This is a genomic window from Streptomyces sp. NPDC087422, assembly GCF_044744145.1.
Taxonomy (GTDB): Bacteria; Actinomycetota; Actinomycetes; order Streptomycetales; family Streptomycetaceae; genus Actinacidiphila.
This window is the reverse complement of record NZ_JBIUXT010000008.1, coordinates 206,867-230,562: the sequence shown is the minus strand read 5'-3', so window position 1 is coordinate 230,562 and position 23,696 is coordinate 206,867. Positions and strand designations below refer to the sequence as shown.

At 70.8% G+C, this 23,696-nt stretch carries 18 protein-coding genes; 13 read left to right on the top strand and 5 right to left on the bottom strand.

The window, feature by feature from the left end; all coding sequences use genetic code 11:
* Nucleotides 1-184 precede the first annotated feature (184 nt).
* The 7 genes from ACIO6U_RS25615 to ACIO6U_RS25585 all read left to right on the top strand — a co-directional run bounded on the left by ACIO6U_RS25615 (nt 185) and on the right by ACIO6U_RS25585 (nt 10,036).
* Nucleotides 185-1,660, top strand: a complete 1,476-nt coding sequence (locus tag ACIO6U_RS25615; RefSeq protein ID WP_355345865.1) for an MFS transporter — start codon at nt 185-187, stop codon at nt 1,658-1,660.
* 146 nt (nt 1,661-1,806) lie between these two features.
* The gene (locus tag ACIO6U_RS25610) at nt 1,807-2,814 is read left to right on the top strand and encodes a substrate-binding domain-containing protein (RefSeq protein WP_391052369.1); all 1,008 of its coding nucleotides are present in this window, start codon (nt 1,807-1,809) and stop codon (nt 2,812-2,814) included.
* Nucleotides 2,815-3,009: 195 nt separating this feature from the next.
* Nucleotides 3,010-4,266 carry an extracellular solute-binding protein gene (locus ACIO6U_RS25605; RefSeq protein WP_401722582.1) on the top strand — a complete coding sequence of 419 codons (1,257 nt, stop codon included), beginning with the start codon at nt 3,010-3,012 and terminating at the stop codon, nt 4,264-4,266.
* Nucleotides 4,267-4,279: 13 nt separating this feature from the next.
* Nucleotides 4,280-5,251, top strand: a complete 972-nt coding sequence (locus ACIO6U_RS25600; protein WP_401722579.1) for a carbohydrate ABC transporter permease — start codon at nt 4,280-4,282, stop codon at nt 5,249-5,251.
* Nucleotides 5,252-5,325: 74 nt separating this feature from the next.
* On the top strand, nt 5,326-6,087 hold the full coding sequence (locus ACIO6U_RS25595; protein WP_401722761.1) for a carbohydrate ABC transporter permease: 762 nt from the start codon (nt 5,326-5,328) through the stop codon (nt 6,085-6,087).
* Nucleotides 6,088-6,170: 83 nt separating this feature from the next.
* A complete protein-coding gene (locus tag ACIO6U_RS25590) occupies nt 6,171-8,237 on the top strand; it encodes a TIM-barrel domain-containing protein (RefSeq protein ID WP_401722576.1) in 2,067 nt (688 codons plus the stop codon).
* Entirely contained in the window at nt 8,234-10,036 is a 1,803-nt protein-coding gene (locus tag ACIO6U_RS25585) for a beta-xylosidase (RefSeq protein ID WP_401722573.1), read from the top strand. The genes ACIO6U_RS25590 and ACIO6U_RS25585 overlap by 4 nt, the downstream gene beginning before the upstream one ends.
* 78 nt (nt 10,037-10,114) lie before the next feature.
* Here ACIO6U_RS25585 and ACIO6U_RS25580 read toward each other — a convergent pair whose 3' ends face one another.
* From ACIO6U_RS25580 to ACIO6U_RS25570, 3 genes are all read right to left on the bottom strand, one after another.
* Nucleotides 10,115-10,396, bottom strand: coding sequence for a hypothetical protein (locus ACIO6U_RS25580; protein WP_391052382.1), 282 nt, complete (start codon nt 10,394-10,396; stop codon nt 10,115-10,117).
* A gap of 209 nt (nt 10,397-10,605) precedes the next feature.
* Nucleotides 10,606-11,508, bottom strand: coding sequence for a SigB/SigF/SigG family RNA polymerase sigma factor (locus ACIO6U_RS25575; protein ID WP_391052386.1), 903 nt, complete (start codon nt 11,506-11,508; stop codon nt 10,606-10,608).
* A 185-nt stretch (nt 11,509-11,693) separates the two neighbouring features.
* A complete protein-coding gene (locus tag ACIO6U_RS25570; protein ID WP_355345886.1) occupies nt 11,694-12,272 on the bottom strand; it encodes a helix-turn-helix domain-containing protein in 579 nt (192 codons plus the stop codon).
* A 162-nt stretch (nt 12,273-12,434) separates the two neighbouring features.
* Here ACIO6U_RS25570 and ACIO6U_RS25565 point away from each other — a divergent pair, with 162 nt between their 5' ends.
* Nucleotides 12,435-13,382 (top strand): SDR family NAD(P)-dependent oxidoreductase, encoded by a 948-nt coding sequence (locus ACIO6U_RS25565; protein ID WP_391052390.1) that lies wholly within the window; start codon nt 12,435-12,437, stop codon nt 13,380-13,382.
* A gap of 237 nt (nt 13,383-13,619) precedes the next feature.
* Here ACIO6U_RS25565 and ACIO6U_RS25560 read toward each other — a convergent pair whose 3' ends face one another.
* Nucleotides 13,620-14,192, bottom strand: a complete 573-nt coding sequence (locus ACIO6U_RS25560; protein ID WP_391052393.1) for a GNAT family N-acetyltransferase — start codon at nt 14,190-14,192, stop codon at nt 13,620-13,622.
* A 465-nt stretch (nt 14,193-14,657) separates the two neighbouring features.
* On the opposite strand from ACIO6U_RS25560, the gene ACIO6U_RS25555 reads away from it, so the two are divergent.
* From ACIO6U_RS25555 to glgC, 3 genes are all read left to right on the top strand, one after another.
* Nucleotides 14,658-15,071: a nitroreductase family deazaflavin-dependent oxidoreductase gene (locus ACIO6U_RS25555; protein WP_355345895.1), complete on the top strand. Its 414-nt coding sequence runs from the start codon at nt 14,658-14,660 to the stop codon at nt 15,069-15,071.
* A 133-nt stretch (nt 15,072-15,204) separates the two neighbouring features.
* Entirely contained in the window at nt 15,205-16,380 is a 1,176-nt protein-coding gene (gene glgA, locus ACIO6U_RS25550) for a glycogen synthase (RefSeq protein ID WP_401722567.1), read from the top strand.
* 101 nt (nt 16,381-16,481) lie between these two features.
* Nucleotides 16,482-17,699: a glucose-1-phosphate adenylyltransferase gene (gene glgC, locus ACIO6U_RS25545; protein ID WP_355345901.1), complete on the top strand. Its 1,218-nt coding sequence runs from the start codon at nt 16,482-16,484 to the stop codon at nt 17,697-17,699.
* Between the two features lie 83 nt (nt 17,700-17,782).
* Here glgC and ACIO6U_RS25540 read toward each other — a convergent pair whose 3' ends face one another.
* Nucleotides 17,783-20,929: a GH92 family glycosyl hydrolase gene (locus ACIO6U_RS25540; protein WP_401722564.1), complete on the bottom strand. Its 3,147-nt coding sequence runs from the start codon at nt 20,927-20,929 to the stop codon at nt 17,783-17,785.
* Between the two features lie 376 nt (nt 20,930-21,305).
* Here ACIO6U_RS25540 and ACIO6U_RS25535 point away from each other — a divergent pair, with 376 nt between their 5' ends.
* Both ACIO6U_RS25535 and ACIO6U_RS25530 read left to right on the top strand, forming a co-directional pair.
* Nucleotides 21,306-22,337 (top strand): LacI family DNA-binding transcriptional regulator, encoded by a 1,032-nt coding sequence (locus ACIO6U_RS25535; RefSeq protein ID WP_401722561.1) that lies wholly within the window; start codon nt 21,306-21,308, stop codon nt 22,335-22,337.
* Nucleotides 22,338-22,495: 158 nt separating this feature from the next.
* A complete protein-coding gene (locus ACIO6U_RS25530; protein WP_401722558.1) occupies nt 22,496-23,695 on the top strand; it encodes a glycoside hydrolase family 64 protein in 1,200 nt (399 codons plus the stop codon).
* The last annotated feature ends 1 nt before the right edge of the window (nt 23,696 follow it).

The window sequence follows — 23,696 nt, the reverse complement described above, 5'->3', positions numbered from 1 at the left end:
ACGGGCCCGCGCCGGTGTGAGACTGGCCCGCGACGTGGCGATCCTGGAGCGCGCGAGCAGCGGCGCGGCATGACGGCACGTCAAGGGGGCAGCCGCGCAAGGGTCGGGCCGTCGGCCCGGCTCGGACCGGGCTGTCGGACCGGCTCACGTCGAGCCGTCGGTACGGCTCATGAAGGAGGGACCCATGGCGTCAGCGCCGGAAGCCGCGTCCGGCGGCACGATCACCACCGACGTCCCCGCGCGCCTCGACCGGCTGCCGTGGTCGCGCTGGCACTGGATGATCGTGATCGGCCTGGGCACCGTGTGGATCCTCGACGGCCTCGAGGTGACCACCGTCGGCAACATCGCCGGGCGGATCTCCGAACAGGGCAGCGGGCTGTCGATCACGTCCGCCCAGATCACGGGCATCGCCGCCGCGCTCTACGTGGCGGGCTCCTGCGCGGGCGCGCTGTTCTTCGGCTGGCTGACCGACCGCTTCGGCCGCAAGAAGCTCTTCATGGTCACCCTCGCGGTCTACCTCACCGCGACCGCGATGACCGCGCTGTCCTTCCAGCCCTGGTGGTTCTTCACCTTCCGCTTCCTGACCGGCTTCGGCATCGGCGGCGAGTACGCGGCGATCAACTCGGCCATCGACGAACTGATCCCGTCCCGATTCCGCGGCCGGGTCGACCTGATCATCAACGGCAGTTACTGGCTCGGCGCCATCGGCGGCTCGCTGCTGTCGATCGTCGCGCTGAACACCGACATCTTCCCCAAGGACGTCGGCTGGCGGCTCACCTTCGCCCTCGGCGTCGTCCTCGGTCTGGTGATCCTGGTGGTACGGCGGCACGTGCCGGAGAGCCCGCGCTGGCAGTTCATCCACGGCTACGGCGACGAGGCGGACCAACTGGTCGGCACGGTCGAGCGGGAGATCGAGGAGGAGAAGGGCGAGCGGCTGCCGCGCGCCAAGAACTCGATCACCATCCACCAGCGCAAGAGCATCGGGTTCGGGCTGATCGCCAAGACCGTCTTCCACAAATACCCCAAGCGCGCGGTGCTCGGCCTGTCGCTCTTCATCGGCCAGGCGTTCCTCTACAACGCCATCACCTTCGGGTTCGGCTCCATCCTCACCACCTTCTTCGGCGTCTCGACCGGCAAGACCGGCTACTACTTCGCGGTCATCGCGGCGGGCAACTTCCTCGGCCCGCTGCTGCTCGGCAAGCTCTTCGACACCGTCGGCCGCCGGATCATGATCTCCTCGACGTATCTGATCTCCGGCATCCTGCTGTTCGGCACGGCGTGGCTCTTCCACCGCGGCTCGCTGGACGCCACGACGATGACCGCGTGCTGGTGCGTCGTGCTGTTCTTCGCCTCCGCCGGTGCCAGCAGCGCGTATCTGACCGTCTCGGAGATCTTCCCGATGGAGACCCGCGCCATGGCCATCGCCTTCTTCTACGCGATCGGTACGGCCGCCGGCGGCATCAGCGGTCCGCTGGTCTTCGCCGACCTCACCAAGTCCGGTGTCGTGGACGACACTGTGCTGGCCTTCGTGATCGGCGCGTCCCTGATGTGCGCGGCGGGCCTGGTCGCGGCGGTGCTCGCGGTCAAGGCCGAGGGCCGCTCGCTCGAGGACATCGCCACCCCGCTGTCGTCCGCCGAACCGGCGTCCGCCTCCGCCTAGCGGCGGGCCCCGCGGGGCGAATCGAGTGGACGCGGCCGGATTCCGGTCGCGTCCACTGTCTTGTCCGGGGCCCGGAGCCGGTGCTACGTTCACCGCCAATCGAACGAATCGAATCAGTTCGACAGTCGAGGGACTCGGAGTCGGTCATGACGGTGACGATCGCGGATGTGGCGCGGCACGCGGGCGTTTCGCGCAGCACGGTGTCGTACGTCCTGAGCGGCAACCGGACCATCTCGCCCGAGACCATCAGGCGCGTCGAACTGAGCATCGAGACGCTGGGGTTCAGGCCGCACGCCGGGGCGCGGTCCATCCGCACCCGCCGCACCGGTGTGATCGCGATGGCCCTGCCGATGGTCTACGGCCCGCACAACCAGGTGCAGATGCCGTACGTCTGGGCCGCCCTCACCGCGGCCCAGGACAGCGGGCTCAAGGTGCTGATGCTGACCGACGACGACGGTGAGGCGGCCATCAGGGACGCGGTCGCCAGCGCGCTCGTCGACGGCGTGATGCTGATGGAGGTGCAGCGGCAGGACCCCAGGATCCCGCTGCTCACCGAGTTGAAGTGCCCAGCGGTGCTGGTCGGCACGCCGGACGACCCGCACGGACTGCCGCGCGTCGACTTCGACTTCGCGCTGGCCGCGCGGGCCTGCGCGGAGCATCTGCACGAGTCGGGCCACACCCGGGTCGGCTACCTCGGGCAGGCGCCCGAGGCGTTCGGCCGTGACGTGGCCTACGCGGTGCACGCCCGCGAGTCGGTGCTGGCCGCGCTGGAGAGCGGGGGCAGGACCGCGGTCTGGGCCGCGTGCGAGCCCGCTCCCGGCGGGGTGGTCCGCGCGCTGGACGACCTGCTGACCCGCGAGCCCGAACTGACCGCGCTGATCGTCTACAACGAGCGCGTGCTGCCGCTGGTGATGGACCGGCTCGCCGGTATGGGGTGCGCGGTCCCGCGCGACATCTCCGTCATCGCGATCTGTCCCGACGACGAGGCCGAGCGGTGCACCCCGCCGCTGACCTCGGTGTCGCTGCCCGCCGAGGAACTGGCCAGGGCGGCCGTACGCAGCCTGGCCCGGCGGATCAAGGGCGAGGAGCTGCCCGCGAGCACGCTGCTCGCCCCGACGCTGAAGGTGCGCGGCAGTACGGGTCCAGCCCGCTGAGGCGCGTCCACCGGCGCTTACCGCCTCCGCTCTGACCGGGCGTCACCGCTCTGACCCGGTGTCACCGCACCGACCCGGTGTCACACCGCACCATCCTCTGCGTTTCCTTGCCCACACTCCCTCACGCACGGCGCGGACCGGTGGGCGGTCCCGTGCCCGCGGCGCCACTGTCGAATCAATTCGAAAGGCACGTCGATGAGCCGCTCCCTCCCCTTCCCCCGCCTCTCCCGCACCGCCGCCCGACCCGGCACGCTGGCGGCGCTGGCCGCCGCCGGGGTGCTCGTGCTGGCCGCCTGCGGCACCGGCTCCGGCAGTTCGGGCTCCGGCTCCGACACGCTGACGGAGATCGACTACTACGACGCGGCACCGCAGAACACCCAACTGCCGCGGATACTCGACGAGTGCGCCGCCAAGTCCGGCGTGCACATCAAGCACCAGCAGGTGCCGCGCGCCCAGTTCATGCCGAAACTGCTCCAGCAGGCATCGGCCCGCACCCTCCCCGACCTGGCGCTGATCGACAACCCCGACCTCCAGCAACTGGCCGCCACCGGGGGCCTGGTGTCGCTGTCGAAGGCCGGACTGACCACCGAGGGCCTGTACCCGTCGATCGTCGCCGCGGGGCAGTACGACGGCCAGACGTACGGGATCGCGCCGGGCGTCAACGGCCTGGCGCTCTACTACAACAAGGACCTGTTCACCCGGGCGGGGCTCACGCCGCCGAAGACCTGGGACGAACTGACCGCCGCGGCGCAGAAGTTGACCAAGGGCTCCCGCTACGGCGTCGCGTTCAGCGCGGTCGGCACCGAGGAGGGCAGCTTCCAGTTCGAGCCCTTCTTCTGGACCGCGGGCGCCAGCCTGAAGGCACTGGACTCGCCGCAGGCCGTCAAGGCGCTCACGCTGTGGAAGGACCTGGTCGGTACGGGCTCGGCCTCCAAATCGGTGGTCACCTGGACGCAGGCGGACGTCAACGACCAGTTCCTCGCCGGGAACGCGGCGATGATGGTGAACGGCCCCTGGCAGCTCCCCACGCTCAACGCGGCCAAGGACCTGCACTTCGGCGTGGTGCCCATACCGGTGCTTGATCCCTCCGCGAAGCCGGTCGTGCCGCTGGGCGGCGAGGTCTGGACGGTCGGGCACAGCAACGCGGCGCGCGAGGCCAAGGCCGTCTCCGTGGTGAAGTGCCTGCTCGGCCAGGAGGAGAGCCTGAAGTGGTCCAAGGACGCGGGCTACATCCCCAGCAACCAGCAGGCCGCCGCGCAACTGGCGACCAGTCAGCCGCAGTTGGCGGCCTTCGTGGCGGAGGTCGGCACCGCGCGGGCCAGGACCACGGAACTGGGCACCGACTACCCCAAGGTCAGCCAGGCGCTCGCCGACGCGATCCAGGCCGCGCTCGCGGGCGGCACCAGCCCGCAGTCCGCGCTCGCCCAGGCGCAGCGCTCCGCGCGGAACTAGGCGGGGCCGACCGATGTCCACCACTGTCCGCAACGCCCCGGTGGCACGGGCGAAGCCCGTCGCCGCCCGGCAGGACGGCCACGGCCGCCGCCCCCGGCGCCGCACCGGCCGCTGGGCGGCCTTCGCCTTCATCGCCCCCGCCTGGCTCTACGTCCTCGGCTTCTATCTGTACCCGCTGGCCGGCAACGTCCGGATGGGCTTCCAGAACTACACCGTCTCCTCCTTCTACACCGGCGTCGCGCCGTACGTCGGCTGGGACAACTACACGGCCGTCCTCCACGACAGCCACTTCTCCCGCACCGTCGTCAACACCGTGCTGTTCACGGCCGGTTCGCTGGCCTTCCAGTTCGCCATCGGCTTGGCCCTCGCGGTCTTCTTCAACCGGTCCTTCCCGCTGGGCGGCCCGCTGCGCTCACTGCTGCTGATCCCCTGGCTGCTCCCGCTGGTGGTCTCGGGCACCGCCTGGCGCTGGATCCTCGACACCGACTCGGGCGTGCTCAACCACGCACTGCTGAGCCTGGGTCTGACGGGCCATCCGATCCCGTGGCTCGCCAGCACCCACGACTCGCTGATCGCCGTGACGCTGGTCAACATCTGGGTCGGCATCCCCTTCAACATGGTGATCCTCTACGGCGGACTCCAGAGCATTCCGGGGGAGCTGTACGAGGCCGCGTCGCTGGACGGCGCGAACGCCTGGCGCCGCTTCCGGCACATCACGCTCCCGCTGCTGCGGCCGGTCACCGCCGTGGTGCTGACGCTGGGGCTGATCTACACCATCAAGGTCTTCGACGTGATCATGATCCTCACCCAGGGCGGCCCCGCCGGGTCCTCGCAGACGCTGACCACCTACGCGTACAACCTCTCCTTCCAGCAACTGCTGTTCGGGCGGGGCGCGGCGGTGGGCAACCTGCTCATCGTGGTCGCGGTGGTCTTCGCCGCGGTCTATCTGCGCAGCACCCGTGAGCAGCGGCAGGCGGGACGGTGAGCGCCCCCGCCACCGGCGCGCGCCGGTTCACCCGCCCGCTGAACACCGTGATCGCGCTGCTGATCCTCGCGGTGATGCTCTTCCCGCTGTACTGGATGCTCAACGCGTCGCTGCTGCCCTCGACCGATCTGGTGAAGAGCTCCCCGACCTGGTTCCCGCTGCACGGCACGCTCCAGGGCTACCGCAGGGCGCTGTCCAGCCAGGGCGGCCACCTCCTGGTCAGCCTCGGGGTGTCGGCCGGGACCGTCCTGGTGGTGCTGCTGATCGCGGTGCCCGCCGCGTACGGTATGGCCCAGCTGCGGGCGCCCGGCGGCCGGATGCTCACCTTCGCCTTCCTGGTGGCGCAGATGATCCCCGGCGTGGTGATGGCCAACTCGTTCTACACGATGGCCAACAAGCTCCAGTTGCTGGATTCGCCGCTGGCGCTGATCCTTGCCGACTCCACACTGTGCGTGCCCTTCGCGGCACTCATCCTGAGCACCGCCATGCGCGGTGTGCCCGCGGAACTGAGCGAGGCGGCGGAACTCGACGGCGCGTCACGGCTGCGCACCCTGCTGTCGGTGATCCTGCCGGTCAGCAGGAACGCCGTGGTCACCGCGAGCCTGTTCTCCTTCCTCTTCGCGTGGGCCGACTTCCTGTTCGCCGTCACCCTCACCACCCAGGACGACCGGGCGCCCGTCACCGTCGGCATCTACCGCTTCATCGGCGCCCATCTCAGCGACTGGAACAGCGTGATGGCCACCGGGATCATCGCCTCGCTCCCGGCCGCGGTGCTGCTCGTCATCGCCCAGCGCTACGTGGCGGCGGGCGTGACCAGCGGCGCCGTCAAGGACTGACCCCCACAGCCCCGCCCGGCCCCGCGACCACGACCGGCCCCTGCGACCCCGCCGCCCGCGACCCCGACCACCGAGGAGAGACCTTGCCGTCCGCGTTCACCCGCTCCCCGAACCGCCTGCGGTGGCGTCACGGCCACCACGTGCTGGAGATCCAGCCGTGGGGACCCGACAGCGTCCGCGTGCGGGCCGGTGTCCACCGCGTCACCGACGGCCTGCCCGGCGCGCTGGAGACCGCGCCCGCACCCTCCGCGTGCGTGATCGACGTCCACGACACGCACGCCACCTTGACCAACGGCCTGCTGCGGATCACCGTCGCCGCCTCCGACGGACTGCTCACGGCCGTACGCGCCGACACCGGAGCGGAGTTGCTGCGCGAGGAGCCGCCGCACTTCTGGTGGCCGGGAGCGCGGCACTTCGAGTCGGCGGGCGGCGGCAAGTACCGGATCGAGCAGCGCTTCGCCGCGTACGACGACGAACGGATCCACGGCCTCGGCCAGCACGGCCACGGCCGCTTCGACCAGAAGGGCACGGTCCTCGAACTCCAGCAGCGCAACGGCGAGGTGACCGTCCCCTTCGCCGTGTCCAGCCGAGGCTACGGCTTCCTGTGGAACAGCCCGGCGGTCGGCCGGGTGGAATTCGCCGCCAACGGCACCCGCTGGGTCGCCGACCGCGCCCAGCAGCTCGACTACTGGCTCACCGCGGGCCGCACCCCCGCCGACGTCCTCGGCCACTACGCCGCCGCCACCGGACACGCCCCCGCCTTCCCGCGCTGGGCCTCCGGACTGTGGCAGAGCAAGCTCCGCTACCGCGACCAGGACGAACTCCTCGCCGTCGCCCGCGAATACGCCCGCCGCGGCCTGCCGCTGTCGGTGATCGTCGTCGACTACCTGCACTGGCGCAATCTCGGCGACTGGGACTTCGACCGCCGCGACTGGCCGGACCCGCGCGCCATGGTCGAGGAACTGCGCGCGCTCGGCGTCGAGTTGGCCGTCTCCGTCTGGCCGTCGGTCAGCCCGCTGTCCACCGGCTACGCGGCGCTTCGGGACGCGGGCCAGCTCGTCGCCACGTACAACGGCGTGACCTCGCACGGCGACTGGCCGGACACCGAGGACGCGGCCGAGGGCATCGGCGTCGCCTTCTACGACGCCACCGACCCCGCCGCCCGCGCCGCCCTGTGGGACCGGCTCCAGGAGCACTACTACAAGCTCGGCGTCCGCGCCTTCTGGCTGGACGCCTGCGAACCGGAGATGCGCCCCGGACACCCGCACAATCTCAGCTACGCGGCGGGCTCCGGCAGCGAGGTCGCCAACCTCTACCCGCGCGAACACGCCCGCGGTGTGTACGAACACCTCGCCGAGCAGGGCGAGACGGAGATCCTGTCGCTGGTCAGATCCGCGTGGGCGGGCTCGCAGCGGTACGGCGTCGCGCTCTGGTCCGGCGACATCCCCGCGACCTTCGACGCGCTCGCCGACTCCATCAGGGCCGGGCTCAACGTCGCCATGAGCGGCATCCCGTGGTGGACCACCGACATCGGCGGCTTCCACGGCGGCGACCCGGACGACGAGGACTACCGCGAGCTGATGGTCCGCTGGTTCCAATTCGCCGTGTTCTGCCCGCTGCTGCGGCTGCACGGCCACCGCGAGCCGCGCGTCTTCCACGGCCCGATCGGCACCGGCGGCGGGCCCAACGAGATCTGGTCCTACGGCGCGGTCGCCGAGCGCGCGATGACCGGCGCGCTGGCCCTGCGCGAGCGGCTGCGCCCCTACCTGCACGCCCAGTTGGACGCGGGCCGCGAGGACGGGCTGCCGCTGCTCCGCCCGCTGCTGCTCGCATTCCCCGACGACGCCACCGCCTGGTCGGTGGACGACCAATTCCTGTGCGGACACGACCTGTTGGTGGCCCCGGTCACACGCCCCGGCGCCCGTGAGCGCCGCGTCTACCTCCCCGCGGGCGCCGACTGGACGCACCTCGAAGGCGCCGGGGCCCCGGACCACCCCACAACGCCGACACCGACGCGGTACGCGGGCGGCCGGTGGGTCACCGTCCCCGCCCCGCTCGACGCCGTACCGCTGTTCGTGCGCGACCGCGCCGAACCGCTCGGCCCACCTGCTGACGTACCCCCCACCCCACCTGTCAAGGAGGACAGATGAACCCGTCCACGGCACGACCCCGGTGGCGCGCCACCGCACTGGCGGCGGCGGCGCTGGGCGCCGCCGTCCTGGCCTGCGCCACCCTCGGCCCGTCCCCGGCCGCCGCGGCCGACACCACCGTCTCCGTCGACCTCGGCAACCAGGGCGCGGTGCCCAACCAGGCCGGCTCCGGCTTCCTCTACGGCCTCAGCCAGGACGGCTCGGGGCCCGCCGACAGCCTGCTCCAACCGCTCAAGCCCACCCTCTTCCGCGGCGGCGGCGCCCGGATCGCGGGCGGCGGCTGGCTGGGCGACGGCTACACCGCGGGCTCCGGCTACCGGATACGCGTCGACTCCGCTCTGTCCCAGGCCCGCCGCGTCACCGCCGCGCCCTACCGCGCCACCTACCACCTGCTGGTCTCCGACGTCTGGGGCGCCGACACCACCCAGCCGTCGAACACCGTCTACCCCTGCGACAACGGCGACTGCTCCAACTGGGCGGCCTTCATCGACCGGCTCGTCGCCGACGTCCAGGCGTCCGGGGTGCCCGTCAGCTACGACATCTGGAACGAGCCGGACGGCACCGGCTTCTGGCAGCGCGGTGTCAACAGCGCGCAGTACTACCAGATGTGGGACACGGCGGTGCGCGAGATCCGCCGCCTGGTGCCCTCCGCGCAGATCGTCGGCCCCTCCTACAGCGGCTACAACCACGGCTGGCTCGACGACTTCCTCGGCCGTACCAAGGCCGACAACACCCTGCCGACCGTCGTCAACTGGCATTTCGGCAACGACCCCGCGGCCGACGCCGCCGACGCCCGCGCCCTGCTGTCCGCGCACGGCATCGCCCCGCTCCCGCTGACCATCAACGAGTACCTGTTCTCACAGCAGCAGAACGCCGCGTACACCGCCTGGTTCCTCGACCGGCTCTCCGCCTCGGGCGTCGCGTCCGCCGCGCACGCGATCTGGACCGACTGCTGCGGGGCCGGGACGCTCGACTCCCTGCTCGTCGGCGGCCAGCCGACCGGCCAGTGGTGGGTCTACCAGGCATACGCGCGGATCGGCGGCCACCTGCTGGGCACCACGGGCAGCGGCGGTATCGCCGTCGCCGCGGGCGCGGACACCACCGCCCACCAGGTCCTCGCGCTGATCGGCAACAACTCGGGCCAGGGCGGCACCACCACGGTCACCTTCCAGAATCTGTCCGCCGCCTCCTGGCTGCGCGGCGGCAACGGCAAGGTGCACGCCAAGATCCAGCGCATCCCCGACCAGTCCCCGCTCGGCGCGCCCGCCACCGTCCTGGACTCCGACCTCACCCCCGACGGCAACACCCTGCGCGTCCCCGTCACCCTCACCAGCGGCACCGACGCCTACACGGTCACCCTGACCGCGGGCAACGGCTCCACCGGACCCGTCGACCCGGTGACGACCGTCGTGGACGGCACCGCCACCAACTCCGGCGACGCCAACTACTTCCAGTACGGCGCCAACTGGGGCGTCGCCAACGGCATCACCGACATGTACCAGCAGACCGCCAACTGGACGTTCACCGCGGGCGCCTCGGCGACCTTCCACTTCCACGGGAGCGCCGTCGCCCTGCACGCCGTCCGCGACACCGACCAGGGCATCATGTCGCTCTCGGTCGACGGCGGTTCACCCGTCACCGTCGACAACTACGCGGTTGCCCGCAACGCCTCGGGCACCGTGTGGACCAGCCCCGCGCTCCCGTCCGGCAGCCACACCCTGACCATCACCAACACCGGCGCGCGCAACGCGCACAGCACCGGGAACAACATCGCCGTCGACCGCGCGGACGTCTCGTAGTCCCGAACGCCTCCGCCACGCACACGGGCCCGTCCGCGACCCCCGGCCTTCCGGCCACGGGGCCGCGGACGGGCACGGTCACACGGCCTCGCCGCCCACCGGCTGCCGAAGGACCAGTCGCAACGCGTAAGCGGGCTCCGTCTCCTGGCGCGCCCAGCCGACCGAGGCGACCGTGTAGGCGGGCCCCTCGCGCAGCCAGTCCGTGGCGGCCTGGAAGAGCTCGGCGGCGTCGCCACCGGCGAGGATCAGCACCCCGTCGTCCTCCACCGTCACCCACATGTCGACATGGCTGTTCACGAACGCGCCCGCCCGGTCGCGCAGTTCGTCCGACACCGACTGGCTGTCACTGGCAATGGTCATGGACCGCACCCCTTCGTCATCCGTCATCCGGATCCCTCATCCCGCAATCGTCAACTACCCCTCGCATTCCCCGTTCACTGTCCGTCACACACTTCACGTGTCGCGCAATCGACGGGGGAGCGGTACGGGCAGGCGTGAACGGCTGAGGGGCCTCCCGGTCCGGGAGGCCCCTCAGCCGTTCGTCGTGTTCGCTGCCTGCTTCCGGCTGCCTACTTCTGCGTCATCAGGCCCGCGCGCAGGCCGGCGATGGTGCGGCTCAGCAGCCGCGACACGTGCATTTGCGAGTAGCCCAGCTCCTCGCCGATCTGCGCCTGCGTCATCTCCTCGCCGAAGCGCATCTGGAGGATCTGCCGGTCGCGCTCGGGGAGCTTGGCGATCAGCGGGGCCAGGCTCTGGAAGTTCTCGATGAGGTCCATCGCGTAGTCGCACTCGCCGAAGGTGTCGGCCAGCGTGCGGCCCTCGCCGTCACCGCCGCTCTCACCGTCGTTGTACGGCGTGTCCAGCGAGCCCGCGGTGTAGCCGTTGGCGGCGACCAGGCCCTCGATGACCTCTTCCTCGGTCAGGTCGAGGTGCGCGGCCAGCTCGGCCACCGTCGGGTCGCGGTCCAGCACCAGCGCGAGCGCTTCCTTGGCCTTGCTCAGCTCGACGCGCAGCTCCTGGAGGCGGCGCGGCACGTGCACGGCCCAGGAGGTGTCGCGGAAGAACCGCTTCATCTCGCCGACGATGTATGGGATGGCGAAGGTGGTGAACTCGTTCTCCCGCGACAGGTCGAACCGGTCGATGGCCTTGATCAGGCCGATCGTGCCGACCTGGACGATCTCCTCCATGTCGGTGGCCGGCCGGTTGCGGTAGCGCCCGGCGGCGAAGTGCACCAACGAGAGGTTCATCTCGATCAGCGTGTTGCGGGCGTACTGGTATTCACGAGTGCCCTCCTCGACGGCCTGGAGCCGGTCGAAGAAGAGCTTCGACAGCGCCCGCGCGTCCTTGGGGGCTACCGCCGTGGCGTCGTCGATCCGCGGAAGTTCACCAATCAAGCCGCCCTCGGATCGCGGTGATGCCTCAAGCGTCGCCGTTTCGTACGCGCTGTCCGACTGCTGAACCTGTGTGGTCACGTCATCGCCTCGCCTCGGTAAGACTGTCCACAAGCCGCTTGCCCGCTGTCGAACGTCCTATGCCAACTTTTTTTTCGAGCAATTTTTCCGGGCCCCGAACGGGTCCGAGCGGCGGCCTGTTTCGCGTCCTTGTCCGTGTTCTGCCGGGTCCCGTCGCGCGTCCCGTCTCCGGCCGCGCGCCGCGACTACTGCCCCGCACGGTAGCGCAATCCGTCCATGAGCAGGTCCAGCAGGCGTCCCGCCTGCGCCCTGCGCTCCGGACCGGCCGCCGACAGCGCCACCCCGCCGAGCCCGACGAGCACGTCTTCGGGGTCGGCGTCCGCCCGCAGCGTCCCGGCCTCCGCGCCCGCCCGCAGCAGGGTGCCGACCGCGCCGAGCAGCGCCTCACGGCTGTGCGCGAAGGGGTCGCCGCCGGACGCGATCACGGCGCGCAGTGCGTCGGCCATGCCGCGCTTGGTCGTCATGTAGTCGATGAAGTGGTCCATCCAGGCGCGCGCCGCCACGTCGGGGGGAGCGGCGGTGAGCAGCCGGGGCGCGGCGTCGCACAGCCGGGTCAGCTCGTTGCGGTACGCGGCCTCGACCAGCGCCTCTCGGGTCGGGAAGTTCCGGTAGAGCGTGCCGATGCCGACCCCCGCGTCCTTGGCGATGGCCTCGAGCGTCACCTCGGGGCCGTCGTGGGCGAACGCGCGCACGGCGGCGGCCAGCAGCCGGTCGCGATTGCGCTGCGCGTCGGCGCGCAGGGGGCGGGGTGAGGTGCCCGGCACGGTGTCTCTCCTCGGTGGGACGCGGATCGTCGGGGCACGGCGGCCCGGCGAATTTGCAAGCGGAGGTTCCTCCGCTTACGGTGGATCTGAGCGGAGGTTCCTCCGGTTTTTATCGTACCGGCAGTGCCATGCCCTCCGCGCTACCGAGGAGACGCACGGATCATGACGTCAAACCCCCTCATCACCACCCCCTTCACCAGGGAGTCCACCGCCGCCGACGTGCTGGCGGGCATCGATCTGACCGGCCGCCGCGCCGTCGTGACCGGTGGCGCGTCCGGCATCGGTGTCGAGACCGCCCGCGCCCTGGCCGCCGCCGGGGCCGAGGTGACGCTGGCCGTACGGGACGCGGAGGCAGGCCGGCGGACCGCCGAGGACATCACGAGGACCACCGGGAACGAGCAGGTGCGGGTCGCTCCGCTCGACCTGGCCGACCAGGCGTCCGTCGCCGCCTTCGTCGCGGACTGGCAGGGCCCGCTGCACATGCTGGTCAACAACGCCGGAATCATGGCCTCGCCCGAGATGCGCACCCCGCAGGGCTGGGAGATGCAGTTCGCCACCAACCACCTGGGCCACTTCGCCCTGGCCACCGGCCTGCGCCCGGCGCTCGCCGCGGCGGGCGGCGCCCGCGTGGTCGCGGTCAGCTCCAGCGCCCATCTGCGCTCGCCCGTCGTCTTCGACGACATCCACTTCCGCGAGCGGCCGTACGAGCCCTGGTCCGCGTACGGCCAGTCCAAGACCGCCAACGTGCTGTTCGCCGTCGAGGCCACCAAGCGCTGGGCGAGCGACGGCATCACCGTCAACGCGCTGATGCCGGGCGGGATCAGGACCAAGCTCCAGCGCTATGTGTCCGACGAGGAGCTGAACCGGCTGCGCGCCGAGCGCGGCCCCGACCTCCCCCGGTGGAAGACCCCGGAGCAGGGCGCGGCGACCTCGGTGCTGGTCGCGGCCTCTCCGCTGCTCGACGGCGTCGGCGGCCGGTACTTCGAGGACTGCGACGAGGCGGCGGAGAACCGGCCCGGCGCCCCCGACGGCGTCGCGGCCTACGCCCTCGACCCGGAGGCGGCGCGGCGGCTGTGGGAGGTGTCCGTGGCGACCCTGGCCGCCGGATAGCGCGGCGGGGGCATCTCCGGGGACAACGGTGGGGACATCTCCGGTGGCATCGGCGGGACATCTCCGGGAACGCACGGAGACTTCCGTATATACGGTGGCGCCGCGGTACGTCACGCACCGCGGCGCCCGGCCGATGGCCGCTCACCCGCGCTTCTGACCGCCTTCGCGCCCGGTGCGGTCGGGGTCGGTGGTGCACCCGCCTTTACGGCAGTTCACGTCGGAGCATGACATCGTGGATCACCTCCTCTCGTCCGGCTCGGTCCCCGGCAGGTCGCCGGGGACGCAGTCCAGCAGGAGTTTGTCGACGCGCCTGCCCTGCCACAGCGCGGCGCTGCGCAGCCGCCCGGCGTCACGGAAACCGGCCTTGAGGTAGGCGTGCACCGCGGCGGTGTGCGGAGCGAGTACCTCCAGCCACACCGCGCTCAGCGACGCGATGGTGAAAGCCCAGTCGAGGGTGAGTGCGGTGGCCTCGGCGGCGTAGCCCAGGCCGCGGTGCTCCGGGGCGATGACAAGGGTGTACTCGGCGCTGTTGGCCGACTGGTCGACGCTCAGCGCGGTGGTCCCGACCGGAATGCCACTGTCCGTGGTGATCACTTCGAAGAGTTGGTAGTGGGTGGAGGTATGGCCACTGTGGAAACGAGCCTGGAAGACTTCCCAGGACACCGGCCAGCGGGCCCCGAATCCGACGACGGTCGCCGGATCGGTCTCCCACCGGTGGTAGTCCTGCATCATCTCTTCCCTCGCCAGTGCCAGCGCCAACCGTGCCCCGCTGCGCAGCGGAACGGGTGCGGCGGAGCGGCTGTTGGTCATCACGCGCGGTCTCTCCTCCGTGTGCCCTGTCCGGCTCCGGACAGCCGTCCGTAAAGCGTCATTCCACTTTCCGCGTCACCTGGGCAGATCCGCTGTATTGGCCATCGCCCGGTGGGCCGTGTGCTTGCGCCCCCGGCACGCGGGCGGCCCGGCCGGCCCCGGCGCACGTCGGCCGGGCGGCTCGCCGGATCTGGCGGGAAAACGATGCACCTGTTCCGCGCACGCCCGCCTGCGCGTGCCCCTGCGTCGTACGCGGTGCGGGTGACCGGTGTGACGCGTGGTCCAGTGCGATCCGGACGATTTCCCGCAGAACGGCCGCACCGCCGTCCGAGGCCCGCGCGACGCACGCCCGTTCGGGGGAATGCCGGGCCAGGGGCTCGCGTTCGCGGATACGGAGAACGGGCCGGCCGCTTGGCTAAGGTGACCGGTGGGACCCGTATTGACCACATCTGTCAGGAGCGGTGAATGAGCGACGGCGACGACTTCAATGCCCGGATCACGGCCGAGTTCCGGGCCAACCACGGGAAGGTCGGCGGCCCCTTCGAGGGCGCGCCGATGGTGCTGCTGCACACCCGCGGCGCCCGTACCGGCATCGAGCGCGTCAACCCGCTGATGTACATGGCCGACGGGGACCGCTATCTGGTCTTCGCCTCGAAGGGCGGCGCCGACACCCACCCCGCCTGGTACCTCAACCTCCTCGCGCACCCCGACATCGACATCGAGATCGGCGACGAGACCATCCCCGTGCACGCCGAGGAGCTCAAGGGCGCCGAGCGCGACGAGAAGTACGCCGAGCAGGCGTCCCGCTTCCCCGGCTTCGCCGACTACCAGAAGAAGACCAGCCGGGTCATCCCGGTGATCGCGCTCAGCCGCCGCTAGGACCGCGCGCGGCGGGTGCGACCTGCCGTCGGACCGCGCGGACGGCGGAATTACGTCACGCTCCCGCGCGGTAGGCCGCGTCCAACCGGGGAAGGCAACAGGGGCACACGGTTGTCGACGGCAGGAGGTCTCGGTGAAGGTGGGTCTGTTGACCCGGGAATATCCGCCGGATGTATACGGCGGAGCCGGGGTCCACGTGGAGTTCCTGGCCCGTGAACTGCGCTCATTGGTGGATGTCGCCGTGCACTGCTGGGGCGACGGGGCGGACAGCCCCGACACCGGGGTGACCCGGCACCACGCCCCGTCCACGCTCGACGGCGCCAACGACGCGCTGCGCACCTTCTCCGTCGACCTGGCCATGGCCGCCGGTCTTCAGGGCCGCGACCTCGTCCACTCGCACACCTGGTACGCCAACCTCGCGGGCCATCTGAGCAAGCTGCTCTACGGCATACCGCACGTGCTCACCGCCCACTCGCTGGAGCCGCTGCGGCCCTGGAAGGCGGAGCAGCTCGGCGGCGGCTACGCCCTGTCGAGCTGGGCCGAGCGCACGGCGATGGAGTCGGCCGACGCGGTGGTCGCGGTCTCCGACGGCATGCGCGGCGACATCCTGGGCTGCTATCCGGCGCTCGACCCCGACCGGGTGCACGTCATCCGCAACGGGATCGACACCGCCACCTACCGCCCCGACCCGCGCACCGACGTGCTCAGCCGGATCGGCATCGATCCGCAGCGCCCCTACGTGCTCTTCGTCGGCCGGATCACCCGGCAGAAGGGCGTGCCCCATCTCCTGCGGGCCGCCCGCGAACTCGACCCGTCCGCGCAGCTCGTGCTGTGCGCGGGAGCGCCGGACACCCCCGCGCTCGACCGCGAATTCCGCGCGCTCTTCGACGAGCTGAACGCGGTACGCGACGGCGTGCACTGGATCCCGGCGATGCTGCCACGCCCCGCCGTGGTCCAACTCCTCACCCACGCGGCGGTGTTCGCGTGTCCTTCGGTGTACGAGCCGCTGGGCATCGTGAATCTGGAGGCGATGGGCTGCGGCACACCCGTGGTCGCCTCCGCGGTCGGCGGCATCCCCGAGGTCGTCGAGGACGGCGTCACCGGGCTGCTCGTGCCCTATAGCGAGGAGGACCCCGCCGCGTTCGAGGCGGGACTCGCGCGGGCGCTCAACCGGGTGATCGGCGACCGCGCCGAGGCGGAGCGGATGGGGGCGGCGGGCCGGGACCGCGCGGTGCGCGAATTCGGCTGGGACACCGTGGCACGGCGTACGGCGGAGCTGTACGCGTCGGTGCTGGCGCAGGGCCGGTAGGCGGAGTGAGCCGGTGAACGCCGGAACACGGGACCGGGATCAGGCACGAGAACGGCACGAGGAGCAGATATGAGCGGCAGAGACGACAAGGGGGGGTCTCGATGCGTGGAGGACCTTCGGTACTGGGCATAGTGCTGGCCGGTGGCGCGGGAAAGCGGCTGATGCCGCTGACCGCCGACCGGGCCAAACCAGCGGTGACCTTCGGCGGCACGTACCGCCTGGTCGATTTCGTCCTGTCGAACCTGGTGAACGCGGACATCCTGCGGATCTGCGTGCTGACGCAGTACAAGTCCCACTCGCTCGACCGCCATGTGACCACCACCTGGCGGATGTCCAGCCTGCTGGGCAACTACGTGACCCCGGTACCGGCACAGCAGCGGCTCGGCCCGCGCTGGTACCTCGGCAGCGCGGACGCGATCCTTCAGTCCCTCAATCTCGTGCACGACGAACAGCCGGACTACATCGCGGTGTTCGGCGCCGACCATGTGTACCGGATGGACCCCCGGCAGATGCTGGCGCAGCACATCGAGCACGGCGCGGGCGTCACCGTCGCGGGAATCAAGGTGCCCAGAGCCGACGCGGCGGGCTTCGGCGTGATCTCGCCCGCCGCCGACGGCATACAAGTGGAACGCTTCCTGGAGAAACCCCTCGACCCGCCGGGGCTGCCCGGCGACCCCCAGCATGTCTTCGCCTCGATGGGCAACTACCTGTTCAGTACGAAGACCCTGATCGACGCCCTGCACGAGGACGCGGAGGACCCGCAGTCCGTGCACGACATGGGCGGCAGCATCCTGCCCCGGCTCACCGACCAGGGCGTCGCCCAGGTCTACGACTTCGACAACAACCACGTGCCGGGCGAGACCGCCCGCGACCACGGCTACTGGCGCGACGTCGGCACGCTGGACGCGTACTACGACGCGCACATGGACCTGATCTCCGACCAGCCCGCCTTCAGCCTGCACAACCGGCGCTGGCCCATCTACACCCACTCTGGGCAGCTCCCGCCCGCCAAGATCGCCGCGGGCGGCATCGTGGGCGAGTCGGTGGTGAGCCCCGGCTGTGAGATCCGCGGGCAGGTCACCCGCTCGGTGCTGTCGCCCGGCGTGGTCGTGGACACCGGCGCCGTCGTCCAGGGCTCGGTACTGCACGACAACGTACGGGTCGGGCGCGGCGCCATCGTCAGGGGCGCGGTGCTCGACAAGAACGTCGACGTGCCGCCGGGCGCCACCATCGGCGTCAACCCGGACCGCGACCGCGAGCTGTACACGGTCTCCGCGGCGGGGGTGATCGCGCTGGGCAAGGCCCAGTTGGTGCTCTGACACGCACCGCCCGTCCGCGGAACGGCGGCCACCCCTCGCACCGAGGGGTGGCCGCCGTTCCCGTGCGGCCGGGGGAGCGCCGCCTAGCTGCCGTACACCTCCAACTCGTAGATCCGCGCCGCCGGATCGGTGTTCTGGGTCGGCGTGATCACGCTGAGCCGCACATAACGGGCCGTAGCGCTCACCGCGTTGGTCGTGGAGTCAGCGGTGTTGCCGCGGACCTGGGCGACGGTGGTCCAGGTGCTGCCGTCGGCGGAGACGGCGAGGTCGAAGTCCTTGGTGTTCCAGCTCGGGTCCTCACCGCCCGCCCCGGCGTGCCGGACGGTCAGCGAGGACAGCGCGTGCGAGGCGCCGAGGTCGACCTGGAGGGTCTTGGTGCCCGACACCTTCGAGCACCACTTGTCGCTGTTGCCGCCGGTGTAACTGCCGTTGACCGCCTTGTCGGGCGTCTCGGTGGTGCCGCACGCGTCGGAGCCGGTCGCGGTGCGGCCGAGCGCGAGATCGGCCTGGCCGCCGCCGTACACCTCCAGTTCGTAGAGCCGGGCGGCCACGGTCGAGCCGGCCGCGTCGTTGACCGGCGAGGAGATGGCGACCTTCACATAGCGGGCCTGGCGCGCCGAGACCGGGTGGTAGGTACGGCTGGAGCGCGAGCCCGTGACGGTGGCCGCGGTGGTCCAGTTGGCGCCGTCGGTACTGGTCTGGATGGTGAACGCGGCCGTGTTCCAGCCGGTGTTCTCCCCGCCGAGCCCGGCGTGCTTGAGCACGAACGACGACACGGTCTGCACCGAGCCGAGGTCCACCTGGAGGGACGGATTGGCCACCGTGGAGCACCACTTGCTGTTGTCCTTCAGCGTGCCGTCCACGGCCTTGTCGCCGGACTCCGCGGTCGCGCACGGCGCCGAGGCCGTCACCGGCTTGCCCTTGGCCAGGTCCGTGCCCAGTTCGGGCGCGGCCGGCACCGGGGTCGCTCCGTCGGTGAAGGACGGCGGGACGTCGCCCGCGCCCGTTCCCCAACTCGCGCTCGGCGTACCGCCCATGGTGAAGTTCAGCGTCCCGCCGCCCGCCACGTCCGGGTAGCGCAGGTAATTGTGGCTGGTGGCCGTCCCGTTGACGCTGACGCCCTGCACATAGCCGCCGCTGCCCGAGGAGTTGATGGTGATGTTGCCGCCGGGCCGCTGGAGCAGCACGGACGGGAACTGCGGGCCGTGGATCGCCAGTGTGTCCGCGCCGGGCGTCGCCGGGTACACCCCGAGCGCGGCCCACACGTACCAGGCCGAGGTCGCGCCCAGGTCGTCGTTGCCCGGCAGGCCGCCGGGACCGGTGGTGTACGACTCGGTCATCACCTTGCGCACCGCGTCCGAGGCGCCCGCGGGGTCCCGCGCGTAGTTGTACGCCCACGGCACACCGTGCTCCGGCTCGTTGCCGATGTAGTAGTACGGCAGGCTCTGGCCCGCGTTGACCTGCGTGAAGTGGTGGTCGAGGCGCTGCACCGCCGTCTGCCGGCCGCCCATGTCGTTGATCAGGTCGGAGAAGTCGTACGGCACCATCCAGGTGTACTGCGACGCGTTGCCCTCGGTGAAGTTGTTCTGGCTGGCCGGATTCAGCGGCCACGCCCAGCTCCCGTCGGAGTTGCGCGGCTGCGTGTAGCCGGACTCGGTGCTGTACGTGTTGCGCCACCACTGCGCGCGCGTCATGTGCGTGGAGTAACTGGACGTGTTCCCCAGTGCCTTGGCGAACTGCGCGACCGCGAAGTCCGACGCGGAGTACTCGAGGGAGTCCGAGGGCGCGCCGGGCAGATAGTGCAGGTTGGTGTACGTGCCCTGATTGCCGCGGATCGGCGAGCCCTGCATCGTGCCGCCGTTGGACGCCTTCTCCATCAGCGACAGCGCGCTCGCGGTGTCGAAGTCCCTGGCCCCGAAGGCGTAGAGACTGCTCACGATGATCGGACCCGGATCGCCCGTCATCACGAAGTCCTCGTTGGTCTGCTGCGACCACTTCGGCAGCAGACCGCCCTGCTGCCCGTCCAGGACCATCGACTTGGCGATGTCGCTCGCCTCGGTCGGCGCGATCAGCGCGACCAGCGCCGCCCAGGACCGGTAGATGTCCCAGCCCGAGTAGTTCTGGTAGACCGGCCGGGTCGAATTGTGCACCGCGCCGTCGAAGCCCCGGTAGTCGCCGTTGACGTCACTGGAGACGTTGGGGCTCTGGAAGACGTGGTAGAGCGAGGTGTAGAACTTCTTGAGGTCGGCGGTCGCGCCGCCGGTGACCTGCGCCCGGTTGAGGATCTGGTTCCACGAGGTGTCGGCGGCCGTGCGCACCGCGCCGAAGTCCCAGCCGTTGTTCTCCGCCACCACGTTGGCCTGCGCGTTCGCCACGCTCACGTAGCTCAGCCCGACCTTGAACTGCACGGCCGCGTTGCCGGTCGTGTCGAAGGTGACGTACGCGCCGGTGTTGGTGCCGCTCGCGCTGGACGAGCCGTCGGTGACCGTGCCGCCCGACCAGGTGCCGTGCCCGGTCGGGGCGCGGTCGAAGCGGATGTCGAAGTAGATCTGGAAGGTCTTCGTGGAGCCGCAGAAGCCGCCCGCGGTGACGCTGCCGGTCACTTCGGAACCGTTGACGTTCACCGTGCCGCTGCGGTTTCCCGTCGCGCTGCGGCTGGTGTTGATCAGCAGCCGGGACGACGTGGACGAGGGGTAGGTCAGCTTCCCCATGCCGGTACGGGTGGTGGCCGTCAGCTCGACATTGGTCGCGTACTTGTCCAGCCGGTTCTTGTAGTAGCCGGGAGCGGCCGACTCGTTCGCCTTGGTGTAACCGGACGCGTAACTCGTCCAGTTGGTGCCCGGTGAGGTGCTGACCGCGCCGGTGACCGGCATCAGCGGCAGGTCCTCGTTGTTCGGGCAGCCCGCGCCGTCGAAGTGCGTGAGGCTGAAGTCCTCGATCGAGGTGTCGGAGTAGCGGTAGCCGGAGGGCGAGGCCGTCGGGGTGTCGGGGCTGAACTGCACACCGCCGAATGGCACCACCGCGCCCGGATACGTGCTGCCGCCCGCGCCGCCCGGCACGGGGTTGGGGGCCGAGCTGTCGTCGGTGCCGACGAACGGGTCGGCGTACTGCGTCAGCGGCAGCGTCGCGGCGTGCGCGGGGGCCGCGGCCAGGCCGCCGACGCCGAAGGCGGCCAGTAACAGGGCGCTCGCGGCGCCGACGGTTCTGATGCGGAACGGAGTGGGGGGCACGGAGGAGACCACCTTCTCGCGGAGGCGGCGCGCCGTCGTCCTTGCGGGCCGCCTCGGGGCACGGGGGGCTGCGCGAAGTGCATGTGAACGTTACCAAGCAGAACCGAATTGTTGAGGTGTACCTGACTGGATGTCAAGGGTGCGGACCAGGCCGGGACATCGGGTGTTTCCGGCCGTACGAGGCCCGTGCGGAGCCGCCGACGAGGTCCACGCGAAAGCGGCGTGACGATGCGTCGGGTCGAACGCGCGAGGGCCTGACATTTTGTGAACGTTACCAAGCACTCCACCACGGACGATGGTTGTCCGCGCCGTGGCCTGACATCATCGACACCAGCCCGTACGGCGGTCGGCCCGAAGCACGCCGAGGAGGAGGCCCGTGAAGCGCCCGACGATGAAGGACGTGGCCCGGACCGCGGGGGTGAGCCCCATGACGGTCTCCCGCGTCGTCTCGGGCGAGCCGGGCGTCTCGCCGGACACCGCCGCCAGGGTCGAGTGGGCGGTCAGGAAGCTCGGTTACCAGCGCAACGACAACGCGCGCAATCTGCGCCAGAAGAACCTCGGCACCTCCACCATCGCGCTCGTCGTCGACGACCTCGCCAACCCCTTCTACGCGCTGATGGCCCGCTCGGTCGAGGACGAGGCGCACCGCCGCGGCTACGTCGTGCTCGTCGGCAGCACCAACGACGAACCGCGGCGCGAACGCGAGGTCATCGCCGCCTTCACCGCCCGTCAGGTGGACGGCCTGATCATCGTGCCGACCAGCGGCGGCCACGGTTTCCTCAAGCAGCCCATGGAGGGCGGCACCCAGGTGGTCTGCGTGGACCGGCCCGCCAAGGGCCTCGCCGTGGACACCGTCACCGTCGACAACCGCGCGGGCGCCGAACGCGCGGTCAGCCACCTGCTCGGCCACGGCCACACCCGTATCGCCTACCTGGGCGACCGCTACGGCATCTGGACCCAGCGGGAGCGCCACCTCGGCTACCTCGACGCGCTGGCCGCGCACGGCATACCCGAGGACCCCGACCTCGTCCGGCACGAACTGCGCTCCCACCGCGAGGCGCGCGGCGCGCTCGCCGGGCTGCGCGCCCTGCCGGACCCGCCGACCGCGCTGTTCGCCAGCAACGACCTGATCACCATGGGCGTGCTCGACGGCCTCGACCACCCGGCCCCGGTGGCCATCGTCGGCTTCGACGACCTGCCGCTCGCCGAACGGCTCAGCCCGCCGCTGACCGTGGTCAGCCAGGACCCGGTGGCCATCGGCGGCACGGCGGCCAATCTGCTCTTCGCCCGGATCGGCGGCGACCGCTCCGCACCCCGCTCCGTGGTGCTGCTGACCCGTCTCGTGATCCGCGGCTCCGGCGAATTCCGCGGCCTCCGGCCTCCCCAACCCGCCCCGGATCAGCGGTGATTACCGTCAGCAGCGGAAGTCCACTGTCGCGTCATTGACATGCACACCATTCCCCATCAGGGTGAGAGCGCTCTCAGAACCGCTGCGGAGGAACGGATTCCGCGATGTCCGGCGACGTCTGTCCTCCGCGGTGCCCCAACTGATGAGGAGTACAGAGCGTGTACATCACCAAACGGAAACTGTTCGTACCGCTGGCCGCGGCCACGCTGATCGGCGGCGGGCTGACCGCCGCGGGGCTCGCGTCGACCGCCTCGGCCTCGGTGCCGGACACCATTCCGCTCACCTTCACCAACAACTCCGGCCGCGGCGACCAGGTCTACGTCTACGACATCGGTACCAACCTCGCCACCGGAGAACAGGGCTGGGCCGACGCGGACGGCGCCTTCCACGCGTGGCCGGCCGGCGGCAATCCCCCCACCGAGGCGCCCGACGCGTCCATCGCGGGCCCCGCCGACGGCCAGTCGCTCACCTTGAAGCTCCCCAAGTTCTCCGGCCGGGTGTACTTCTCCTACGGCCAGAAGCTGGTCTTCAAGCTGACCACCGGCGGCCTCGTCCAGCCCGCCGTGCAGAATCCGGACGACCCGAACCACGACATCCTGTTCAACTGGACCGAGTACACGCTCAACGACTCGGGCCTGTGGATCAACAGCACGCAGGTCGACATGTTCTCCGCCCCCTACGCGGTCGGCGTGAAGACCGCGGACGGGACGACGAAGACCACGGGACGCCTCAAGCCCGGCGGCTACAACGGGTTCTTCGACGGCCTCAAGGCGCGGCCCGGCGGCTGGGCGGGCCTGGTCGAGACCGCGCCCGACGGGAGCGTCCTGCGCGCGCTCGCGCCCGGCCACGGCATCGAGTCCGGCGCGCTGCCCGCCTCGGTGATGGACGACTACATCAACCGGGTCTGGGACAAGTACAGTTCCTCGACCCTGACGGTCACGCCCTTCGGCGACCAGCCGGACACCAAGTACTTCGGCCGGGTCTCCGGTGACGTCATGAACTTCACCGACTCCTCGGGCGCGGTCGTCACCAGCTTCCAGAAGCCGGACTCCGACAGCGTCTTCGGCTGCTACAAGCTGCTGGACGCGCCGAACGACCAGGTGCGCGGCCCCATCTCCCGTACGCTGTGCGCCGGTTACAACCGCACGACGCTGCTGACCAACTCCGAGCAGCCCGACGCGGACGCGTCCGACTTCTACCAGGACGCGGACACCAACCAGTACGCCCGCGAGATCCACGAGCAGATGGCCGACGGGAGCGCGTACGCCTTCGCCTTCGACGACGTCGGCAACCACGAGTCGCTGGTCCACGACGGCGACCCGCAGGAGGCGTCGATCACGCTCGACCCGTTCGACTGAG

Coding starts and splice junctions, on each gene's coding strand:
- ACIO6U_RS25610 (WP_391052369.1), top strand. CDS start 1,807: ATGACGGTGACGATCGCGGATGTGGCGCGGCACGCGGGCGTTTCGCGC.
- ACIO6U_RS25555 (WP_355345895.1), top strand. CDS start 14,658: ATGAGCGACGGCGACGACTTCAATGCCCGGATCACGGCCGAGTTCCGG.
- ACIO6U_RS25565 (WP_391052390.1), top strand. CDS start 12,435: ATGACGTCAAACCCCCTCATCACCACCCCCTTCACCAGGGAGTCCACC.
- ACIO6U_RS25585 (WP_401722573.1), top strand. CDS start 8,234: ATGAACCCGTCCACGGCACGACCCCGGTGGCGCGCCACCGCACTGGCG.
- ACIO6U_RS25615 (WP_355345865.1), top strand. CDS start 185: ATGGCGTCAGCGCCGGAAGCCGCGTCCGGCGGCACGATCACCACCGAC.
- ACIO6U_RS25580 (WP_391052382.1), bottom strand. CDS start 10,396: ATGACCATTGCCAGTGACAGCCAGTCGGTGTCGGACGAACTGCGCGAC.
- ACIO6U_RS25605 (WP_401722582.1), top strand. CDS start 3,010: ATGAGCCGCTCCCTCCCCTTCCCCCGCCTCTCCCGCACCGCCGCCCGA.
- glgC (WP_355345901.1), top strand. CDS start 16,482: ATGCGTGGAGGACCTTCGGTACTGGGCATAGTGCTGGCCGGTGGCGCG.
- ACIO6U_RS25600 (WP_401722579.1), top strand. CDS start 4,280: ATGTCCACCACTGTCCGCAACGCCCCGGTGGCACGGGCGAAGCCCGTC.
- ACIO6U_RS25595 (WP_401722761.1), top strand. CDS start 5,326: ATGCTCTTCCCGCTGTACTGGATGCTCAACGCGTCGCTGCTGCCCTCG.
- ACIO6U_RS25560 (WP_391052393.1), bottom strand. CDS start 14,192: ATGACCAACAGCCGCTCCGCCGCACCCGTTCCGCTGCGCAGCGGGGCA.